At 41.4% G+C, this 19304-nt stretch carries 13 protein-coding genes; 2 read left to right on the top strand and 11 right to left on the bottom strand.

What is annotated here, in order from left to right; all coding sequences use genetic code 11:
* Window positions 1-292: 292 nt before the first annotated feature.
* The 6 genes from rpoB to PYW30_RS02195 all read right to left on the bottom strand — a co-directional run bounded on the left by rpoB (window position 293) and on the right by PYW30_RS02195 (window position 9343).
* Window positions 293-3883, bottom strand: a complete 3591-nt coding sequence (gene rpoB, locus PYW30_RS02215; RefSeq protein WP_042217297.1) for a DNA-directed RNA polymerase subunit beta — start codon at window positions 3881-3883, stop codon at window positions 293-295.
* 283 nt (window positions 3884-4166) lie between these two features.
* A complete protein-coding gene (locus tag PYW30_RS02210) occupies window positions 4167-4478 on the bottom strand; it encodes an MGMT family protein (RefSeq protein ID WP_004259231.1) in 312 nt (103 codons plus the stop codon).
* Window positions 4472-6355 carry an endopeptidase PepO gene (gene pepO / locus PYW30_RS02205; RefSeq protein ID WP_023889416.1) on the bottom strand — a complete coding sequence of 628 codons (1884 nt, stop codon included), beginning with the start codon at window positions 6353-6355 and terminating at the stop codon, window positions 4472-4474. Before pepO ends, PYW30_RS02210 begins: the two co-directional genes overlap by 7 nt.
* Before the next feature lie 95 nt (window positions 6356-6450).
* The gene (locus PYW30_RS02200; RefSeq protein WP_052370164.1) at window positions 6451-8169 is read right to left on the bottom strand and encodes a putative polysaccharide biosynthesis protein; all 1719 of its coding nucleotides are present in this window, start codon (window positions 8167-8169) and stop codon (window positions 6451-6453) included.
* Between the two features lie 113 nt (window positions 8170-8282).
* Window positions 8283-8837 carry a hypothetical protein gene (locus PYW30_RS10630; protein WP_042217300.1) on the bottom strand — a complete coding sequence of 185 codons (555 nt, stop codon included), beginning with the start codon at window positions 8835-8837 and terminating at the stop codon, window positions 8283-8285.
* Window positions 8838-8845: 8 nt separating this feature from the next.
* On the bottom strand, window positions 8846-9343 hold the full coding sequence (locus tag PYW30_RS02195; protein ID WP_042217302.1) for a hypothetical protein: 498 nt from the start codon (window positions 9341-9343) through the stop codon (window positions 8846-8848).
* 280 nt (window positions 9344-9623) lie between these two features.
* Between PYW30_RS02195 and PYW30_RS02190 the strand changes: the two genes are divergently transcribed.
* Complete coding sequence (locus PYW30_RS02190; RefSeq protein WP_042217304.1) at window positions 9624-10523, top strand: helix-turn-helix domain-containing protein; 900 nt, start codon at window positions 9624-9626, stop codon at window positions 10521-10523.
* A gap of 181 nt (window positions 10524-10704) precedes the next feature.
* The gene (locus tag PYW30_RS02185; protein WP_004259245.1) at window positions 10705-12156 is read left to right on the top strand and encodes a UDP-N-acetylmuramoyl-L-alanyl-D-glutamate--L-lysine ligase; all 1452 of its coding nucleotides are present in this window, start codon (window positions 10705-10707) and stop codon (window positions 12154-12156) included.
* A 163-nt stretch (window positions 12157-12319) separates the two neighbouring features.
* Here the strand turns inward: PYW30_RS02185 and PYW30_RS02180 are convergent, their stop codons facing one another.
* The 5 genes from PYW30_RS02180 to PYW30_RS02160 form a co-directional block, all read right to left on the bottom strand.
* Window positions 12320-14011 (bottom strand): hypothetical protein, encoded by a 1692-nt coding sequence (locus tag PYW30_RS02180; protein WP_232254511.1) that lies wholly within the window; start codon window positions 14009-14011, stop codon window positions 12320-12322.
* 257 nt (window positions 14012-14268) lie between these two features.
* A complete protein-coding gene (gene yjeM / locus PYW30_RS02175) occupies window positions 14269-15870 on the bottom strand; it encodes a glutamate/gamma-aminobutyrate family transporter YjeM (RefSeq protein ID WP_004259246.1) in 1602 nt (533 codons plus the stop codon).
* A gap of 339 nt (window positions 15871-16209) precedes the next feature.
* Window positions 16210-17451, bottom strand: coding sequence for a peptidase T (gene pepT, locus PYW30_RS02170; RefSeq protein WP_004259248.1), 1242 nt, complete (start codon window positions 17449-17451; stop codon window positions 16210-16212).
* A 2-nt stretch (window positions 17452-17453) separates the two neighbouring features.
* Complete coding sequence (locus PYW30_RS02165; protein WP_042217308.1) at window positions 17454-18218, bottom strand: DUF1803 domain-containing protein; 765 nt, start codon at window positions 18216-18218, stop codon at window positions 17454-17456.
* A complete protein-coding gene (locus PYW30_RS02160; RefSeq protein ID WP_014024319.1) occupies window positions 18218-19162 on the bottom strand; it encodes a manganese-dependent inorganic pyrophosphatase in 945 nt (314 codons plus the stop codon). Before PYW30_RS02160 ends, PYW30_RS02165 begins: the two co-directional genes overlap by 1 nt.
* Between the last annotated feature and the right edge of the window lie 142 nt (window positions 19163-19304).

Below are 19304 nucleotides of genomic sequence, written 5' to 3'. Positions count from 1 at the left end.
TCTTTTCTGTTGAATGTTTGTCTGTTGACAAGACATTCCTGTGAAGACCGCTAACTGTATCTTTTAAAACACAGTCTTGCCCGAAAATCTTCAATCAACGGACAAAAACTCGTGCGATAGGCAGCAATGTAGAACCTATTTTTTAAAAATAGAAATTATCCATCAAATACAGTTCTACATTACCGCCTAGCACACTTGCACAGCGGTTTACCTTAAAAGGCTTTTATCTTAAATTTATGAGGAAAAGCTATTTCTTCTTCCTCATAAATTTCTTGTTCACAGAAAAGAACAATTATTTTTCTTCTTTTGCTTCGCTAATCAATGCTTGTTCAGTTTCCACTGCTTCAGTAACAATTTGTTCCTGAGCTTCAAGCATTTCTGGCGTAATGTCAATATTTTCTTGACGAACTTCGATTTCATCATCCAGTTCACGAAGATCAAGGACGTTTTTCTCACCATCAAGAACTTTAAGATCCATACCAAGTGCTTGCAATTCTTTTACAAGGACACGGAATGATTCAGGAAGACCTGGTTTAGGAATACGTTCACCTTTCACGATCGCTTCATAGGCACGGGTACGTCCAATCACATCATCTGACTTGTAAGTCAAGATTTCTTGGAGAACATTTGCAGCACCATATGCTTCAAGGGCCCAAACTTCCATTTCCCCGAAACGTTGTCCACCGAACTGTGCTTTACCACCGAGCGGTTGTTGTGTAACGAGTGAGTAAGGACCAACACTACGTGCGTGAAGTTTATCATCAACCATGTGGTGAAGTTTGATCATGTACATGACACCGACAGAGATACGGTTATCAAAGGCTTCACCTGTACGTCCGTCATAAAGTACTGTTTTGGCATCTTCAGCCATCCCAGCTTCCTTCACTGTGTTCCAGATATCTTCATCGCTTGCACCATCGAAGACCGGTGATGCAATGTGAATACCCAATGTACGTGCAGCCATACCTAAGTGAAGCTCCATAACTTGTCCGATATTCATACGAGAAGGGACACCCAATGGATTCAACATGATATCGATTGGTGTACCGTCTGGTAAGTAAGGCATATCCTCTACAGGAACGATATTTGAAACGACACCCTTGTTACCGTGACGTCCGGCCATCTTATCCCCAACGTGGATTTTACGTTTTTGTGAGATGAAGACACGGACCAACTTGTTCACACCTGATGGCAACTCATCACCATTTTCACGTGTAAAGACACGCACATCGTGGACGATACCGCCACCTCCGTGTGGTACACGGAGTGATGTATCACGAACTTCACGCGCTTTTTCACCAAAGATGGCACGAAGAAGACGTTCTTCAGGTGTTGGATCAGTTTCACCTTTTGGTGTGACTTTACCAACGAGCAAGTCTCCATCTTCAACCTCAGCACCAATACGGATGATACCGTCTTCGTCCAAGTTTTTGAGGGCTTCATCACCAATATTTGGAATTTCGCGTGTAATTTCTTCAGGGCCAAGCTTTGTATCGCGTGTTTCTGATTCATACTCTTCGATAGCAATAGATGTATAAACGTCATCTTTAATCAAACGTTCAGACATGATGATGGCATCCTCGAAGTTATAACCTTCCCAAGTCATATAAGCAACGAGTGGGTTTTGGCCAAGCGCCATTTCCCCATTTTCCATTGATGGGCCATCACCAATGATGTCGCCTGCTTCAACTTTATCACCAAGTTCCGCAAGTGGACGTTGGTTATATGAAGTTCCTGAGTTTGAACGGCGGTATTTCATGATGTTATAGATATCAAGCTCACCTGATGTACGACGTACACGGATTTCGTCAGCATCTACATATTCAACAGTACCGTCATGTTTAGCGATCACAGCAGCACCTGAGTCACGTGCTGTTTGATGTTCCATACCTGTACCAATCCAAGGTGCATGTGGATCAATCAATGGAACGGCTTGACGTTGCATGTTGGCACCCATAAGGGCACGGTTGGAGTCATCGTTTTCCAAGAAAGGAATACAAGCGGCTGCTACGGCGATAACCTGTTTAGGTGAAACGTCCATATAGTCCGCAGTTGAAGCATCCACTTCAATATTGTTACCCACGTGACGGGCCATTACAGTGTCGTTGACAAATTTGTTGTCATCAGTCAATGGTGAGTTAGCTTGGGCAACTGTATAATTGTCCTCTTCGTCAGCTGTTAGATACTCTACTTCATCCGTAACTGTTCCCGTTGCACGATCAATATGACGGTATGGTGACATGATGAAACCATATTCATTGATTTTGGCATAAGATGACAAGTTGTTGATCAACCCGATATTTGGACCCTCAGGTGTTTCAATCGGACACATACGGCCATAGTGAGTGTAGTGTACGTCACGTACTTCATATGAAGCACGGTCACGTGAGATACCACCAGGACCTAAGGCAGAGAAACGGCGTTTGTGTGAAAGCTCTGACAAAGGATTGTGTTGGTCCATGAATTGTGACAACTGTGAAGAACCAAAGAATTCTTTGATTGCAGCTGTTACAGGACGAATGTTAATCAATCCTTGAGGTGTCATATTTTCATTTTCAGAAGATGACATACGTTCACGGATAACACGTTCCATACGTGAAAGACCGATACGCACTTGGTTTTGAAGCAATTCACCAACTGAACGGATACGACGGTTTCCTAAGTGGTCGATATCGTCAACTTTACCAATGCCTTCAGAAAGACCTAACCAGTAGTTGATGTTAGCAATCACATCTGCTGGCATCAATACACGATTTTCTGCAGGAATTTGACCGTTAGAAATCAATGTTACGACACGTTCTGGATCTTTTGGAGAGTAAACTTTTAAGGTTTGAAGTTCAATTGGTTCAGGAATAACAGCATCGTCAGATGGTTGATAAACTGTTGTATTGAGCCCATTATCCAAAAGGTTTTCGATTGAATCTAAAACGTCACGTGTTACGAGCGTATCAGATTCAACGAGAATTTCGCCTGTTTCAGGGTCAACGATTGGCTCTGCCAAAGTCAAACCGAGGATACGGTTTTTAAGCGCAAGCTTCTTATTAAATTTATAACGACCTACAGGTGCAAAGTCGTAGCGACGTGGGTCGAAGAAACGCGCAATTAAAAGTCCACGAGAGCTGTCCGCTGTTTTAGGCTCACCAGGACGGAGGCGGTCATAGATGTCTTTAAGTGCTTCTTCAACACGAGTGTCTGATGGGTTTTTGTGAACATCTTTGCCCAATGTTGTATTGAGGAGTTCGCTTGGTCCCATAAGTTCAAGAATTTCATCGTCACTACCAAAACCAAGTGCACGCAACATTGTTGTAAATGTTAACTTACGTGTACGGTCGATACGTACATAACCAACACCTTTAGCGTCTGTATCTAATTCAAACCACGCACCACGGTTAGGAATCGTTGTATGACCATAAGATTCCAGACCATTTTTATCTGTTTTAAGGTGGAAGTATGAACCTGGGCTACGTACCAACTGGCTAACGATCAAACGTTCAGAACCGTTATTGATGAAGGTACCCATCTCAGTCATAAGTGGGAAATCACCGAAGAAAACTTCTTGTGTTTTCAATTCGCCTGTTTCTTTATTTACAAGGCGGAAAGTCACATGAATCGGTGCAGAATAGTTTGCATCGTGAGCACGGGCTTCATCCACAGTGTATTTAGGGGCTTTCATTTCATATCCAACAAATTCAAGCTCCATTGTGCCCGCAAAGTTGTCAATTGGAAACATTTCTTTGAAGACGTTAGCCAAACCTTCGTCAAGGAAGTTTTGGTAACTTGCTGTTTGAACTTCGATCAAGTTCGGCAAACCAATTACTTCTTTGATTCGTGAAAAACTGCGTCTTGTACGGTGTTTACCGTATTTTACGTCATGTCCTGCCAAGTTGATTCTCCTCATTCTATTTTTCCAGTTTTTCTGGATGTGTTATACAAGATTTGTCGATTTTAAGTTTCTTATGAAAAATTCTGAAAAGTCAGTAGTTTGTCTTTTTCATTACTTTTTAGATTTTTTACAGTTCAGAAACGGCAAAAAAGCAACGAAAACTAGACGTTTCGTTGCTTACAAAACCCGTGGGGACAATATTTCCCACAGAATTTGTCGACAAACCATTACCCTATATTATATCATTTATCGACTGTATTTACAAGGTCTAAATGCCTCTGCATTACTTTTCTTTCGGCTTAACTTTACCTCTGTCCGTCACTTCAACACCTTCTAATTTTAACAAACGAATTTGTTCTAGACGCCCTTGACCATGCATCCCTATAGTGCCATCTGCTCTGATGATTCGCCACCAAGGTAAGTGATGGCTTTCTGATAAGCCATGAAGCGCTCTGGCGACTTGTCGTGCGCCATTTATTAGGCCTGCTCGTAGCGCAATATCTCTGTAGGAACTCACTTGCCCATAGGGCACTGCTTTGATCTCCTCAAGTATGCGCTGGGTTTCCGGCTTAAGGTCTTCAAATTCCTTTACCATATTTTCACACGTTGGTCAGGCGCGCGGTACATTCCGTCGCTTTCTTGCACATCAAAGGTTTGATAAAATTCTTCTAAGTTTGTGGGTGGAATATTGGCGCGTAATTTGGCTGGCGCGTGAACATCCATAGAAAGAAGCATTTGTTGGAATTCCATGCTGGCTTTCATGCGCCAAATTTTACCCCATTGGCTAAAGAAATCCGCAAGATTAACATCCTCTTCTTTTTGCGCAGCGGTCATCGCGGCCGTAATCCCTCCCTGGTCGGCAATATTTTCAGACACAATCAACTTGCCGTTTGCTGGACCAGCTTCAGTTGCTACTCCATCAAAAGCTGCAATCATTTCCTCTTGTTTCTTCTCAAAGGCCTCATAATCTTCGTCTGTCCACCATTTGTTGAGATTGCCATACTTGTCAAACTGTGCTCCATTATTGTCAAAAGCATGTGAAATTTCATGGGCAATGACAGCACCAATCCCCCCGTAATTTTGGCTGGCTGACTGTTCAAGACTGTAGAAAGGAGCCTGTAAGATAGCTGCCGGAAAAACAATCGTATTGCTGTCAGGACTATAGTAAGCATTGACCATATGAGCCGGCATATGCCACAAACTCTTGTCAACTTCTTCGCTAAATTTTTCATAGTGACGCGCAGTGAGTAATTCATCGAAATGACAGGCATCTTCGTAGAGACTACCGTTGCCGACTTTAAAACGACTATATATTTCTGGAAGCTTGTCGGGATAGCCGATAAAAACGGTAATTGCACTCAATTTTTCAATCGCCTTATCAATCGTTGCACGACTGAGCCATTCATTTTTGTCTAAGCGTTCTTGATAAACTTTAATCATCTCAGAAGTCATGTGCTTAACGTCTGATTTAGCTTCTTCTCCAAAATATTTTAGACCGTAATAAAGGCCAATCACTTGACTGAAGTAACTCTCCGTTATATCAAGTTGATGTTTTTCTTGACTTCTTGCCTCTGATACATTAGATAAAAACCGACCATATGCAGACCCTAAAAGTCGTAATTCATCCGAAAGTAAACCTGTCGCCTTACGTGCGATTTTCACTAACATCCAAGCTTTGATTAAAGGCCAATTTTCTTCGTTAATGATATGGTCGAAAGAATCATAAAAACGATTTTCAAAGACAACTACTTTCTCTGGTTCAATGTTAACCAAACCCTTGATAAATGAGTCAAAATCTATATTTTTAAAATGTCCTACAAACTCTTTAAAAGGAACTGGATGATAGAGTTCCGCATACTTGGCCCACTCTTCTGCTGTATTCGCTGATTCCACCAAAAGGCCATCAAAAGCTACAGCTTTAGCCGCGATTTCTTGGGCATCTTTTTGCCCAAAATGCTCTAATATTTCTTTGGAATTTTCCTGCCAAAAGCTCAAAAGTTCAGCTTTACGGGGATGGCTTTCCTCATAGTAAGTCGTATCAGGTAAAATAAGTCCAGGACCAGTGAAGCCCAAAGAATGGTGCACCGCATCTTTCATATCTGCATCGACGCTGATTGAGAAAGGCAGCGGGGCTTGAGAATGAAAAATCAAATCAAGTAAATGTGTACGAAAATCCTCGAATGAATCAAGTCTTCTTACTTTATCCATTTCTCTAATCACGGCAGAGAAATCATTTTTGTTACGGCTTTTCCAATCTCCCGCCTTATTGTAAAACTTTATAGCTTCTAGGAGTTCAGGATTATCCTCTGGAAGTTCCACGGACATATGCTGCAAATCGGCTGTTAAGTTTTTTTCATTTTCCAATACCAATTCGTCAAAAGCAGAGATACGAGGTTTATCAGTTGGTATCTGTGCCTGTTCAAGCCACTCGGCATTTACTGTTGCAAATAAATCATCTTGTATTCGTGTCATTATAACCTCCTGAAAACGTTTTTTATATTATAACATAAAAGAAAAAGCAAACTTCCGAACAGCTCTGCATTCTGAAATTTGCTTTATTTAGCTTTTTAAATGTGTAGTTTTTGACGAAGTCTTGTGCCTCGGCTCCCCATTAATTTTTCAAGTAAGCCAGCTTTGGCTGCAATATAAATGTAGGTGAAGAATCCGCCGCCTCCAGCCACAACTACCACGAGCAAAGCTTTGAAGTGCCCTGGAGATAGAGGCATCAAAATCAGCGAAATCAATCCATAAAGAACCAGAGTAACAACGGCCATAATTGCCGTAATAATTGAGATTCCCATAATTCCTTTCAAGGTGCTCTTTACTCGGAAACCCGTAACTTCATGAATCTTGCGAATAATAATCCATGTCCCATATCCAAAAGCAATAGTTGTTGCCACAAGCGGACCATAAGAGTGGAAAATCATAATTGACGGAATTTGCAAAATCAATTTGATCACTAAAGTGATAATGAAGTAACGCATGGCTACTTTAGAATAGTGCAAAGCTTGCAAGATGGGGGCGACCATCGTGTACAAAGCCAGCAAGAAGCTTTGGAGAACCGCCCAAATAAAGAGTGCAAGCTGCAAACTATTTACTGAACCATAAAAAAGTGTATAGATGGGTGCAGCTAAAATTGTCATGCCTAAGACGGCAGGCAACATAAAGGCCACAAAGAGTTGGAAATCGTAAGAAATCAAATGCGCTGTTTCTTTGTAGTTTTTCTTCACAAAATTAGAGGCAATAAGTGGCAAAGCCACAGCGCCTAAAGTCATCGCTTCACCAATAAGAATCATTGTCAACTTATCGGTATTAGCAGAAAAGTATGAGAAGAAAACTAAAAGCTGTGTATCACTATAGTCAGATACCCACCGCATTACCGTAACAAAGGTCGCTTGGTCAACAATTTTAAAAATTTGAATAGCTGAGCCAATAACGACAAACGGGATAGCTTGGTAAATGGTTTGTGAAAGCAGGCGCCAAGCACTAATTTTTGTAATACTTGGACCTGGATTAATGATCTTGCCAAGCATATTGTTTTTGATCAAATACCAGAGCAAGACAACGCAAGAACCCAACATACCGATAAAGGCTGCGGTTGTCGATTGAACAACTGCTTGTGTCCAGTCTCCCCCTGAGAAGCCAAGCTTCATAATCATAAACGTAAATACTAACATCCAGATTACACGGACAACTTGTTCATAAATTTGACTCAAGGCTATCGGCTTCATGTCATTAAGACCTTGGAAATACCCTCGAATGACGGACATGGCCGGGAAAATCAGAATGGCTAGCGAAAGCGAGCGCATGACCTCTGTTAGATTTTCTCCCCCACCTGACATCGCTGCCAATGCTGGCGCACCGATATACATCACACCAGCGGCTACAATACCAAGCCCAACCATAAAAATAAAGATGTGGCGCACTAAACGATTGCTTAGGTTTTCATCGCCCATCGCATTATAATGGGCGACCTCACGCGCAATAGCTACAGGTAGACCCGCCGTTGAAATCAAGAGAAAGAGCGCATAAATATTATACCCCATTGAGAAAAGGGCATTGGCTTCATTATTGTGTTCTCCCATCCACGCAAACCATGGAATGATGTAAATCGCACCCAAGAGACGTGATAAAATATCCGCGAGAGTAAACCATAAGGTTCCGCGCATCATCGTATCCTGCTGTGCTGCTTTATTGTCTCGAATCTCTTTACGCTTGGTTTCCGCATCCATTTGCTGGAGCTTTTCTTCCATGGTGAGATTATCAGTCATTTCTGTACTATTCATTTTTCTATTTTACCATGAAGTAGGCTTTTTTGACAATAAAAGTTTATGACACAACCAAGACAGGCCAAGTTCTATTTCGAACTCCAACTCCCAGATAAATGAGTCTCGTTCCTTTATTTATTCGAAGCGTGAGAGAGAATGAGCTTGAAATTCCAGAATGTTCGACTCAGAAGTAATGCAGAAAAAAATGTCACAGTATAAAAATTAAAATGAGTTAGGAGCAGAATAAAGGCGAGTCCCAGAACCCCTCCAAAAAAATACTCCTTTATCTTTTGCTGTATACACATTAACTTTAACATACGAATACTGGTAAAATATGCCCGGATTACCGTGTTTGTCACGATTAAGAAGACCGTCATCAACACTACGATTACATCCAGGGACGAGGTTAAGGTAAAGATAGTGAGAGCCATGAAGTAAGAAATGACCTGGATTTTCGGCCATTGTTTTTTGTAATAACCTAGCTCCTCTGCTCTTTCCATGAACGCTACTTTTTGGAAGATAAAACTACCTATGTCACTCAGAATGAAACTGCTCTGAATGACCACAAGAAGCCCTAGAAGCGAATCAAAATCCGTGAATATACTGTCCTCGGAAATAAAGATAAGAAAACTGCCAGCAAGAAACATCAGACCGCTAAAAATATATGTTTGACTATTTTTATTCATGATGTGAACTAATAAAAGAGGCGGAAATTTCCCATTGTATATATGGCTGCGCCTGCTGAAACACCAATCACAGCGCCAATAGCCCAATTCCAAGCTGCGACTGTTGCTATTTTAGCCGCAATGACTCTGTAGCTATAAACATACACACCACGCGCGATAGCCTTAATTTGTGACCAACCAAAACCTACTGCAGTTAAAGCTCTGCGCATGCCTACTGAACGCTGCCACAAGCCTTCTAAGTTTCGCCCCACCGTGCGTAGCGCGAAAGCCCGAGGAGCCAATAGTGGAAGAGTTTGACTTGCCAGCAACTCCACTTCCTTTTGTCTCAAAAAAGCAAGATCAGCGTCATCAAAATCAATCTGTTCCAGTAAATCTAAAGCTTCGCTTTGTTGTGAATTGACTTGAATATCATTCGCTTGCACTAGCCCTGTCATAGATGGTGCAACTATCGAAAACAAGAGCGTAAATGCAGCCATACCCACCATCCTTTTTTTAATTTTTTCCATTAATTTTTCCTTTCTGCGTCTATTATTTTTTATGTGTGAATTCTTCCGCAAAGATACGAATAATACTTGAAGCACCTCATCAACCCTATCCGTTTATATCGCTTACAGTTAGTCTATAACACAATTACAACCAAAGCCAGTTATCACTCATGCTTAAATTACTATATATTGACAGCTCTTTATGGACTTAGTGAATGGAGAAATTACCAGAACTCACCTTTTTCTTGCTCATTTACCACAGTTTCAAAGCATAAATATATTAAAATTCTAGGAGTCTTTTATGAAAAAAACACTATCCATCGGAGAGGTATATCGTTATTTCCGTACTTCTAAAAATTTCGCACTTAAGGAAGCTGCTAAGGACTGCCTCTCTCCTTCCCAACTTTCTAATTTTGAAAACGGACGGAGCCATGTTTCTTGTCTTGCTTTGCTCTATCTCCTGAATAACATCAACGTGTCAGCTCACGAATTTTTCCACCACCTCAATGCCCAACTTCATCACTTGGACTGGTTTGAAGAACGGGACAGGGCGCATCTAAACAGTAATCCGCTCCATCTGCAAAAAATTATTCAAAGATATGAAAAATTACTTGGACAAAACGCGTCTTTCTCCCAAAGGTTAAACTTGGACAAATTTCGCTTAGAGGCAACCCTGCACCAGATAGATGCCCATTTTCCCCTCTCCTCTAAACGTCTCACTGCCATGAAACAATACTTAGACAACATCAAAATATGGGGCGACTACGAATTCAACTTATTGAGTGACATAGCTATGCTTCTAGACTTAGGCAGCTTATCAAAGTTTAGCCATAAAATACTCAAAACAGCACGATGCAGGAGTACTCATCCTCTTACTCAAAAAGCTCAAATAACGGCTGTAATAACCCTCCTTGCGATTTTTATTAAATATAGACAGAAGTTTTTAGCGGAAGAACTGCTTCATTTTATTGCTTCTTCAAATATTCCAGAAATTGATCTTTTTGAAAGAGTGAATTTCATGTATCAAAAAGCGCACTTTGAAGTGGTTTTTGGAGATAGGCACTCTATAGAAACAATGAAAAAATGTCAATCTATCTTTGAACAGTGTGCATCCTATCAAATGGCGCAGAAACTTGCAGAGGAAATTAAAAGCTTAGAGGCTCTCTTCAAACCAACTAAGCAAGACAAACAACTCCTCTAAGCCTCTCCTCTCTTGTTAACGAAAACATGAAACGGTTATCAAGTTACAAAAACAGGAGTGAAAATGGTATAATTAAGCCTACGTATAAGAAAAAAGCACCTATCCACATTTAAGTGACGTGCCTTATAATTTAGCTCCCTTCCAGAGTTAAATGGTATAAATAAAGGAGGCAGAAAAATCCATGCTCAAAATACAAGATGTTTTAGAAATTCTGAAAAAAGACGAGAACTTTCACGAGATTGTCTTTAAAAAGGAATATTACTATAACTGGGAAGAAGATTTTACCTTCGATCAATTAAGCTATGATAGCCGAAACACTTCTGCATCAACCCTCTTTTTTGCGAAAGGGCTAAATTTTAAAGCAGAGTATTTAGAAAACTTATCGGCACCTTTCTACATTTCCGAAATAGATTATGAAGTGGACATCCCTGCAATCATTGTTTCGAATGTTAAGCGTGCAATGAGCCTCTTGGCTCAAGCCTTTTATGCTTATCCACAAAACGAACTCCAAATATTAGCTTTGACTGGAACAAAAGGGAAAACAACTTCTGCTTACTTCGCCAAATCAATCTTAGATGAGATGAACGGACAAAAAACAGCCTTGTTTTCTACGGCAGAAACAACGCTTGATGGAAAAAATTTCTTCAAATCTGAGTTAACCACACCTGAAAGTCTTGACTTACTCAAAATGATGCGCCAAGCTGTGGATAACGGAATGACCCACCTTGTGATGGAAGTAAGTTCACAAGCTTACAAGACCGAGCGTGTCTATGCTATTAACTTCGATGTTGGTGTCTTCCTCAATATCTCTCCCGACCATATCGGACCCGTGGAACACCCTACACTTGAAGATTATTTTTACTGCAAACGACAACTTTTACATCATTCCGGTTACTTTGTCGCCAACAGTGAAATGACCCATTTCAATGTGATTAAACAAGAGTTAGAAGAGCTTCAGATCCCCCATGATTTTTACGGTGAAAACTCTGACAACAAAATCATCGCCTCTCATGCACACGATTTTACAACAAGTGGTAAAATCGCTGACCATTTTGACATTCGTTTACTCGGAAAATTCAACCAAGAAAATGCCTTGGCCACAGCTTTAGCAACCCAACATCTCGGAGCAACAATTGAACACATTAAAAAGGGCTTAGCGAAAGCCGTTGTCCCGGGGCGCATGGAGATGTTAACGACAAAAAATGGTGCACGAATTTATGTCGATTATGCCCATAATGGTATCAGTTTGAAAAACTTAGTGTCTGTTGTCGAACCTCATCACAGCGGTAAAATCGTCTTAGTTTTAGGCGCTACAGGCAATAAAGGTGAAAGTCGTCGTAAGGATTTTGGTCAAGTTATCGAAGCACATGAACGCTTAGAAGTCATCCTCACTCAGGATGATTCTAACCATGAAGACCCGAAAGCCATTGCGGATGAAATCGCAAGTTACGTTTCACGCGCCTGCGATTTTGAAGCAGATCGAGCAGAGGCTATAAAACAAGCCATTCAACGTGTCACAGATCAAAATGATGCTGTTATTATTGCTGGAAAGGGCGCGGACAAGTTCCAGTTGGTCAATGATAAACGTGAACCTTATCCTGGGGACAGGGCCGTAGCTGAACAATACCTTTAATAAAACATCCTCTAGACAGTTCAGAAGAAAAAAAAAAAAAAACAGAAATCCCGTTGCGAATTTCTGTTTTTTTCTGCTCACTAAGCGCGAACTTTTTTTGCTTTAGGTCTTTCTTTCCACTCCCATCCTACACTTTTTCAAGCATTATTGGAAAGTGAACACTTTATAGACCGGAAGTCCAGGCCCCGTCTTGGTCGCGGATGATAAAGGCTGGGTTTGTCCCCATGGGCCAAGCATTATGCAAGACGTTCCATGCTCCAAGTACCCCTGTGTCACCATTTAGGGTCCATGGATGGGTCGCGTTAAATCTCGTGCGCACAGCATGTCCATTCATGCGTGAGGCTAGCGTAGGAAGTGCTTGCCCCGGACCTGAAAACTTATTTACTTCCGCAACGGATAGAATAAAAGCTTTCTTTTCCCCGTTAGGGTCTACTTCCGCAAAGTCCTCACGCATGGCTTGAGAAAACATCGGGTTATTCAAATCCAGAATGAAACCTGCGGTGCCATTCCAAGCGAGACCTGCAGGGACGGCACCTAGTCCCCCAAGAGAGGGCGCCATGGGCATGGCCGCCTCCGGTCCCGTACCTGTAAATAGCGTCTGTACCGGCTGGACTTGACGTTTGACGACACTCGGCAAATTGTTATACCAATCCTTTGTCGCAAGGTCGATCGTTGAACCATTGTAGCTGTCGACTCCTGCAATGGTATTTGTAGGAACGAAAAACCTCGGAGTAGTAGTCATAACTAAATGGTTGCCATCGCCTTTGTTCTCAAGGTAGCGGTATTGGATGTTACGTAGATTAAAGGTATCTCCTGGTTGCATCATCTCTAAGATAGGCAAACCATGCCGCACTTCGTCTATTAAGGTCTTGGCCAGGTCACTGTGGTTCTCGTCATCGGACCAGAAACTATTCACAGTATTATCTGTATTGGCTACCATATTAGGCACAACCTTAATCCCATAGTAAACATTGCCTCGGAGACCACTTGTTATAAAGGTCGCTTGGTCCAAGAGGAAGGAGGTGGCTTCACCTGGAAAGAGCATATTGGCCCAGTAGGCCCAGCCCGTTTGCGGGTCGACCACCCAGAAGTTGCCGACACGGTCTTGGACAGGCAGTGCATTCCACTGACTGAGCAGCATGACCGGTTGGTCTTGCACGACAGTTTGACGCGCGGTATGGGTCCCACTCTGGGTATCTGGTGGGGTCCCTAGGAGTGATGTTGCGGTATCCCCTGCATTCCAGTAGCCATCGGTGCCGTCGCCAGGATGCGTCACCCCTGTGGCATCTGCGCCAGCATTGGTCCCATTGGGACTGGCAGAGGTATCGGCTTCTTCTCCTGACCAGCTCCAGTCACGACCGTCTCCGGCTGCGGCTGTCTTGTGGTCCGTGCGGTTATGGTTGAAGGTTGGCATGTAGTAAGGCGCATCCAATAATTGACCTGAACCATCTGTCGCTAAGCGGGGTTGCCACCCCATCGTCCATCTGGCTCTGCTATTAAAGACAGCGCCTGGTCCCACACGATCCCCGACAGTGTTTCCCGCGGCCGCTGGGATCCAAGGGGTCCAGGTGGTTGGGTCTGCCTTGAGGGGTTGCACATCTGTCTCGGCAGCCGGGTCAGCTTGAACCATAGAGACACCATCAATCTCCATGTACTCCAAGAGCTTGACACGGACTAAGATGGGGGCATTGCCGAAGTTTTCGACAAAGACATCTTTGTTCCCTGACACCTCGTCAAAATAGTCGTGCAGGCGTCCCACTTCTTCAAAGCCCAAATCAACATGGCGGTCATTGATGGCTCTCTGTGTGAAGGAAAACCAGGTGTAGGTCCCGGCAATCAAGAGGAGAAGAGCCACTACTAATAATAACCCCTTAATTTTTTCTTTCTTTTCCATATCTTTCACCTTTCCTTGTTCTGCATTTTCATCACGAGCGTAACATTCATATTACAATTATACAACAAAAAAGAGGCGATAAAAAACAATTTCATAAGAAAAAGTTAAGTAAATTAGAGGTCGATGAGAAAACGCTGAAGTCCCAAAACAAGGAAGTCGCATACTTTTCACTGTTTCTTTTGGAGCGAATAAAAAAAGCAGCCTAAGCTGCTCTTTTTTTATTTGGCATTATGTAATTCATCTTCAGAAAGATCTGTTAATGAAGCATATTCTGCAGGGTAACGTTTTTTGTAGCGGTTCATCATGAAGAAGGCCACCAAACCAAAGATAACTGGACCAGCAATCATTGATACAACGGTTTGGATTGTATCACCAAGGACTGCAGAGCGCTCAGCAACTGGCAAAGCAAAGTAATCTGTGATCGGTTGGATTACTGTGAAGGCATTTGCAAAAGCAACAACAAGGAATGTTACTGTTACAGCTGCCATGGCTACACCTTTAGATTTATAAAGGGTAAATGGTTTTTCAATATTATCATTGAGTTTGAATTTTGCATAGGCAATGACGATAAAGAGGTAAGGCAATGTCATCGCAACATTGGCCATATTTGTCAAGATGGCAAAGAATTTCGCCGCTGCTTCTGCACCACCACCAAGGTTAATAAGCATGTTCAACAAGATGATCACGAAGACGATGACAAATTGGATAACCATCGCAAATTTAGGCATGCCTGACTCTTTATCAAGTTGTCCATAACGCCCTGGCCAAAGTTTATCTGGTGTACCAGAAATAATTTGTTTAACTGGGCTGTAGATCAATGTAAAGAAAGCACCCATTAATGAAAGCAACATTGCAAGACCCATGTAACGGGCAAGGATTGAACCGATAACTACCGCACCTGAATGACTCATACCAAAGGCAGCTCCAAGCGCTTCCCCAAGATATTGCATTGTGACATAACCGGCATTACCAAGGTTGATTGTTCCAGCTTTTACGCCTTCGTAGAATGCGCCACCTGTTTGGTAGTTCATGAAGAAACCAACACAGAGAATCATTACAGAATAACCGATAGCAATGATAAGCGCTGATGTTACAACACCACGAGGGAAGTTTTTCTCAGGTTGGTCTGTTTCATCAACCAAACCACCAACAGCTTCAACACCACCATAAGCAAAGATAGCAAATACCATGAAGGCAATAAATCCAATCGCAGAACTGTTATTGAAGTTAGGGTTAAGGCTTGTTACAAAAGCTTCCGCAGTAATTGGTGTTGTTGGATGTCCATTAAGAATGAGTACTAAGAGCGCACAAATCAAGAGAATTGCATTCAATGAAAGAACAGCAATACCACCAAGTGTGGCGAATTTTTTAACGGCATCCAAACCGCGAAGCGCAAAGAAAGTGATTGCAGCTACCCAAATCATAGCAATGATGGAGAGAATCCATGGATCTGGTACATGAAGCGAGTTACCAAAAATCATGTTTGTGATGGGTACCATGATACCATTTGAAACGTTGACCATCCACACCAAATATGAAGCGTACCACATAAATGTTCCGACGAAGGCGAAAGTTGGACCAACTGCTTTCTCCATCCAAGAATAGATCCCACCTTTTTCTTCTTTGAAAGCTGAACCAAGTTCAGTGACCATGAAGGCAAAGGGCAGGAAGAAGAATAATCCACCCACGATATACCATGGAATCGCAGCATAACCCATCATGTAGAATGCACGTGGGATGTTGTTAAATCCATATACTGACGTGAAGATCATCAGGCATAAGCCGACAAGAGAAAGTTTCCCTTTTGCTTTATCAGACATCAAATGTCCTCCTTTTTTTATAATCAGATTGACTGATTGAAAATATTTGTAAATCAAGTAACTTAACGCACTTGTATAATTACCATAAGTAAAGGTGAGGGGGGAGTTTTACTCCAACACCCAACAGTGAATTCTATTGTCTTTTATAAAAGATAGAATAGAACAATCATAACTAGAATTCATTATAATTGTGCGACAATTTTAAGAAAAACCTAAAACAGGCCGCCAGAAGGCGACTTGTTTATTGGTTTATTTATAAGAAAAGTAACTTTTCTCGAAAAATTCACGGGTAGAAAGATATCCTCCCCATCCTTAAGAACTATTTTAGCTTATTATGCTTTATTTTTCAACTTTATTATTGAGTTTAAGCATTTCGAGAAGTACATCCACTGCTTTTTCCATAGTTTGTAAGCTTACAAACTCAAAACGGCCGTGCATGTTTTCACCCCCCGCAAAGATGTTTGGTGTTGGCAAGCCCATGAATGAGATCTTAGAGCCATCTGTACCGCCGCGAACAGGTTCGATTTTTGGTTCGATACCCAAGTTTTTCATTGCTTCTTCAGCGAGATCAATGATTGACATGTCTTTCTCAATAACTTGAGCCATGTTGTAATATTGGTCTTTGATGGTAGCTTTTACGCGTTCAGAGCCAAGTTCAGCATTCATTTTATCCGCAATTTCTTGCATCAAGGCTTTACGTTCATTAAATTTATCTTCTGCATGGTCACGGATAATATATTGTGCGCGTGCTTCTTCGACAGTACCGTCTAATTTCAAAAGGTGGAAGAAACCTTCACGTCCTTCTGTTTTTTCTGGACGATCAAATTCTGGCAATTGCGCATGATAATCCATTGCTAATTGCAAAGCGTTAACCATTGTATTTTTGGCTGTACCTGGGTGAACATTTTTACCTTGGAACTCCAAAACAGCACCGGCGGCTGAGAATGTTTCATATTCCAATTCGCCAAGCGGTCCACCATCAACAGTATAAGCAAAATCAACATTGAAATCTTCAACATCAAAGCGGTCAGCCCCTGTACCGATTTCTTCGTCGGGACCAAAACCAATACGGATTTCACCATGTTCAAAGTCAGGGTTGATATTGATTAAATAATCAGCCAAAGTCATAATTTCAGCGATACCAGACTTGTCATCCGCACCCAATAGTGTTGTACCATCTGTATGGATCAAGGTTTGACCTTTATAGTTTTTCAAATTTGGGAATTCTGCTGGATCAAGAGAGAAACCAGAATCACCAAGCTTAATCACAGACTCTCCATCATAGTTTTCAAGGATTTGAGGATTGATACCTTCGGCATTAAAATCTGCTGTATCCATATGAGAAATCAAGCCGATTTTACGAACATTTTTGTCCGTTGTTGCTGGGATAGTCCCTACAACGTAACCGTTTGATTCAAGATAGTGGACATCTTGAATACCAATTTCGCGCATCTCATCTGCCATTTTATGAGCAAAATCAACAAGGGCAGGAACAGATGGCACAGTGGTTGAATTTTCATCTGAACGTGTGTTTACTTTAACGTAATCAAGGAAACGGGGTAACAATTTTTCGTATTTCATTTTTATCCTCCTATGGAAATGAAGTTCTTTAATACCTTTGTTTGTTGGATTTGCGCAGAGATGAACTCTTGAGGGGAGTCAAAGTGAATTTCTTCAAGTTGAAGTGTATCGTCAAAGGCAAGATTTGACGTAAACTCTCGTTCACCTACTGCAGAAATATAGCCATATTTTTCTAAGGCTCTGATGAAAATATCTGGACGTGCTTTGACCATCTCTTTACGTGTAAATTTGAGTAAAAAACTGGTCATGTATTTCAACGCATACTCTGGGTCAACATCACCCATAAGCTGATATACTTCTTGTTCAAGTATTGTGAGAGGTAGATGATGCGCCACCTTGTAAAAATAGTTAAATAAGCTATCTGTGGTCAAATCATACCGACTTGAAAAGTGTAACGTGATTGAATTGGTTTTATTTTGGAGTTTTTGCTGAACAATAGACTGCTCAATCCTCTGTTCCACTTGACTTCCAGCTGCCACAAAAAAGGGCTCCTCATAGACATTAATAGCTACAGGACTTGTTTTTGAAGCGAGATCAACATCGGCATCAGTAAAAACTTTAAAATTATTCCCATAACGTTTATCCTCACGCCAGACAAAACCAGCCGCAATGAAGCTATCAAGTTGACGATCTAAGTTTTTCTCTTGTTCAAATACTTTATGAATTTGGCGTAAGGTTACATCTTCGTGCACGTGCAGATAATTAATCAGTTTTAAGAAAAAAGGCTGACAAGTCAGCCTATTTTCATTAAAAACGCGAATAGGCATTATTTGTTAAACTCTTCAGTAAGTTGTGGTACAACTTGCTTTTTACGGGAAACGGCACCAGCTAAGAAAGCATGGTCGTCTTCCAACGTAAAGTGGAAAGCTGCTTCAACTTTGTCTTTGTGGCTACCGATTTCGACAATTTCTGAGTTAGAATTTACGATATCTGTAATCATGAAGACAAAGTCATCATAATGTTCAACTTCCATTGCTTTCTTGATGGCAACTTTGACATCGTGTAAGCGTGAAAGTACATCTTGAATTTCAACTGTATTTACTTGAGCGATACGGATACGACTGCCATTAAGTTCAAATGTTTTCGCATCAATATCAATGAGTTCATCTGCTGACTTGTTGTCCAAGTTTGTACCAGCTTTAAGCATAGCCATACCATATTCTTGGAGATCAACACCAGCAATTTTTGCCAATTCTTCTGCAACTTTATGATCTGTTGCGTGTGTTGTTGGTGATTTCAAAAGCAATGTGTCTGAAATCAAACCTGAAAGTAAGAGACCAGCTACTTCACGTGGAATTTCAACACCTGCTTCAAGGAATTTGCGGTAAACAATTGAAGAAGCTGAACCCACAGGCTCAATTGTCATAAACAAAGGGGAAGCGGTATTGAAGTTGGCCACACGGTGGTGATCCACAACACCAAAGATATTTAATGAAGCGATATCTGCGATTGATTGTTGGAATTCATTGTGATCCGTCAAGATAACTGTATCCACGCCTTCAGCTGCTGCTGATGTTACAACACGTGGTGCTTCTACACCAAAATAGTCCAATGCAAATTGTGTTTCTTCATTAGGTGTACCTAATGCAACACACTCTGTATTCAAAGCGCCAACTGGACGATGGTTGCTCAAATATGAGAAACCATAAGATGATGCGATTGCGTCTGTATCTGGTTTTTGATGACCAAAGACAAAAATTTTATCTGACATTTCTTTTACCTCATTTATATATTTATATTCGCTTCATTATATCAAAAAAAGAGGAGTTACGCACGCTTTCAATCTATTCCTGCAAGTGTTTTTGCCTTAATCTTGGCAATGAAAAAACTTGAAAGCCAAATTTGGCCTTCAA

This window comes from Lactococcus garvieae subsp. garvieae, from assembly GCF_029024465.1.
GTDB lineage: Bacteria > Bacillota > Bacilli > Lactobacillales > Streptococcaceae > Lactococcus > Lactococcus garvieae.
The sequence above is the reverse complement of the archived record's forward strand: the minus strand, read 5'-3'. Positions and strand labels throughout refer to the sequence as shown.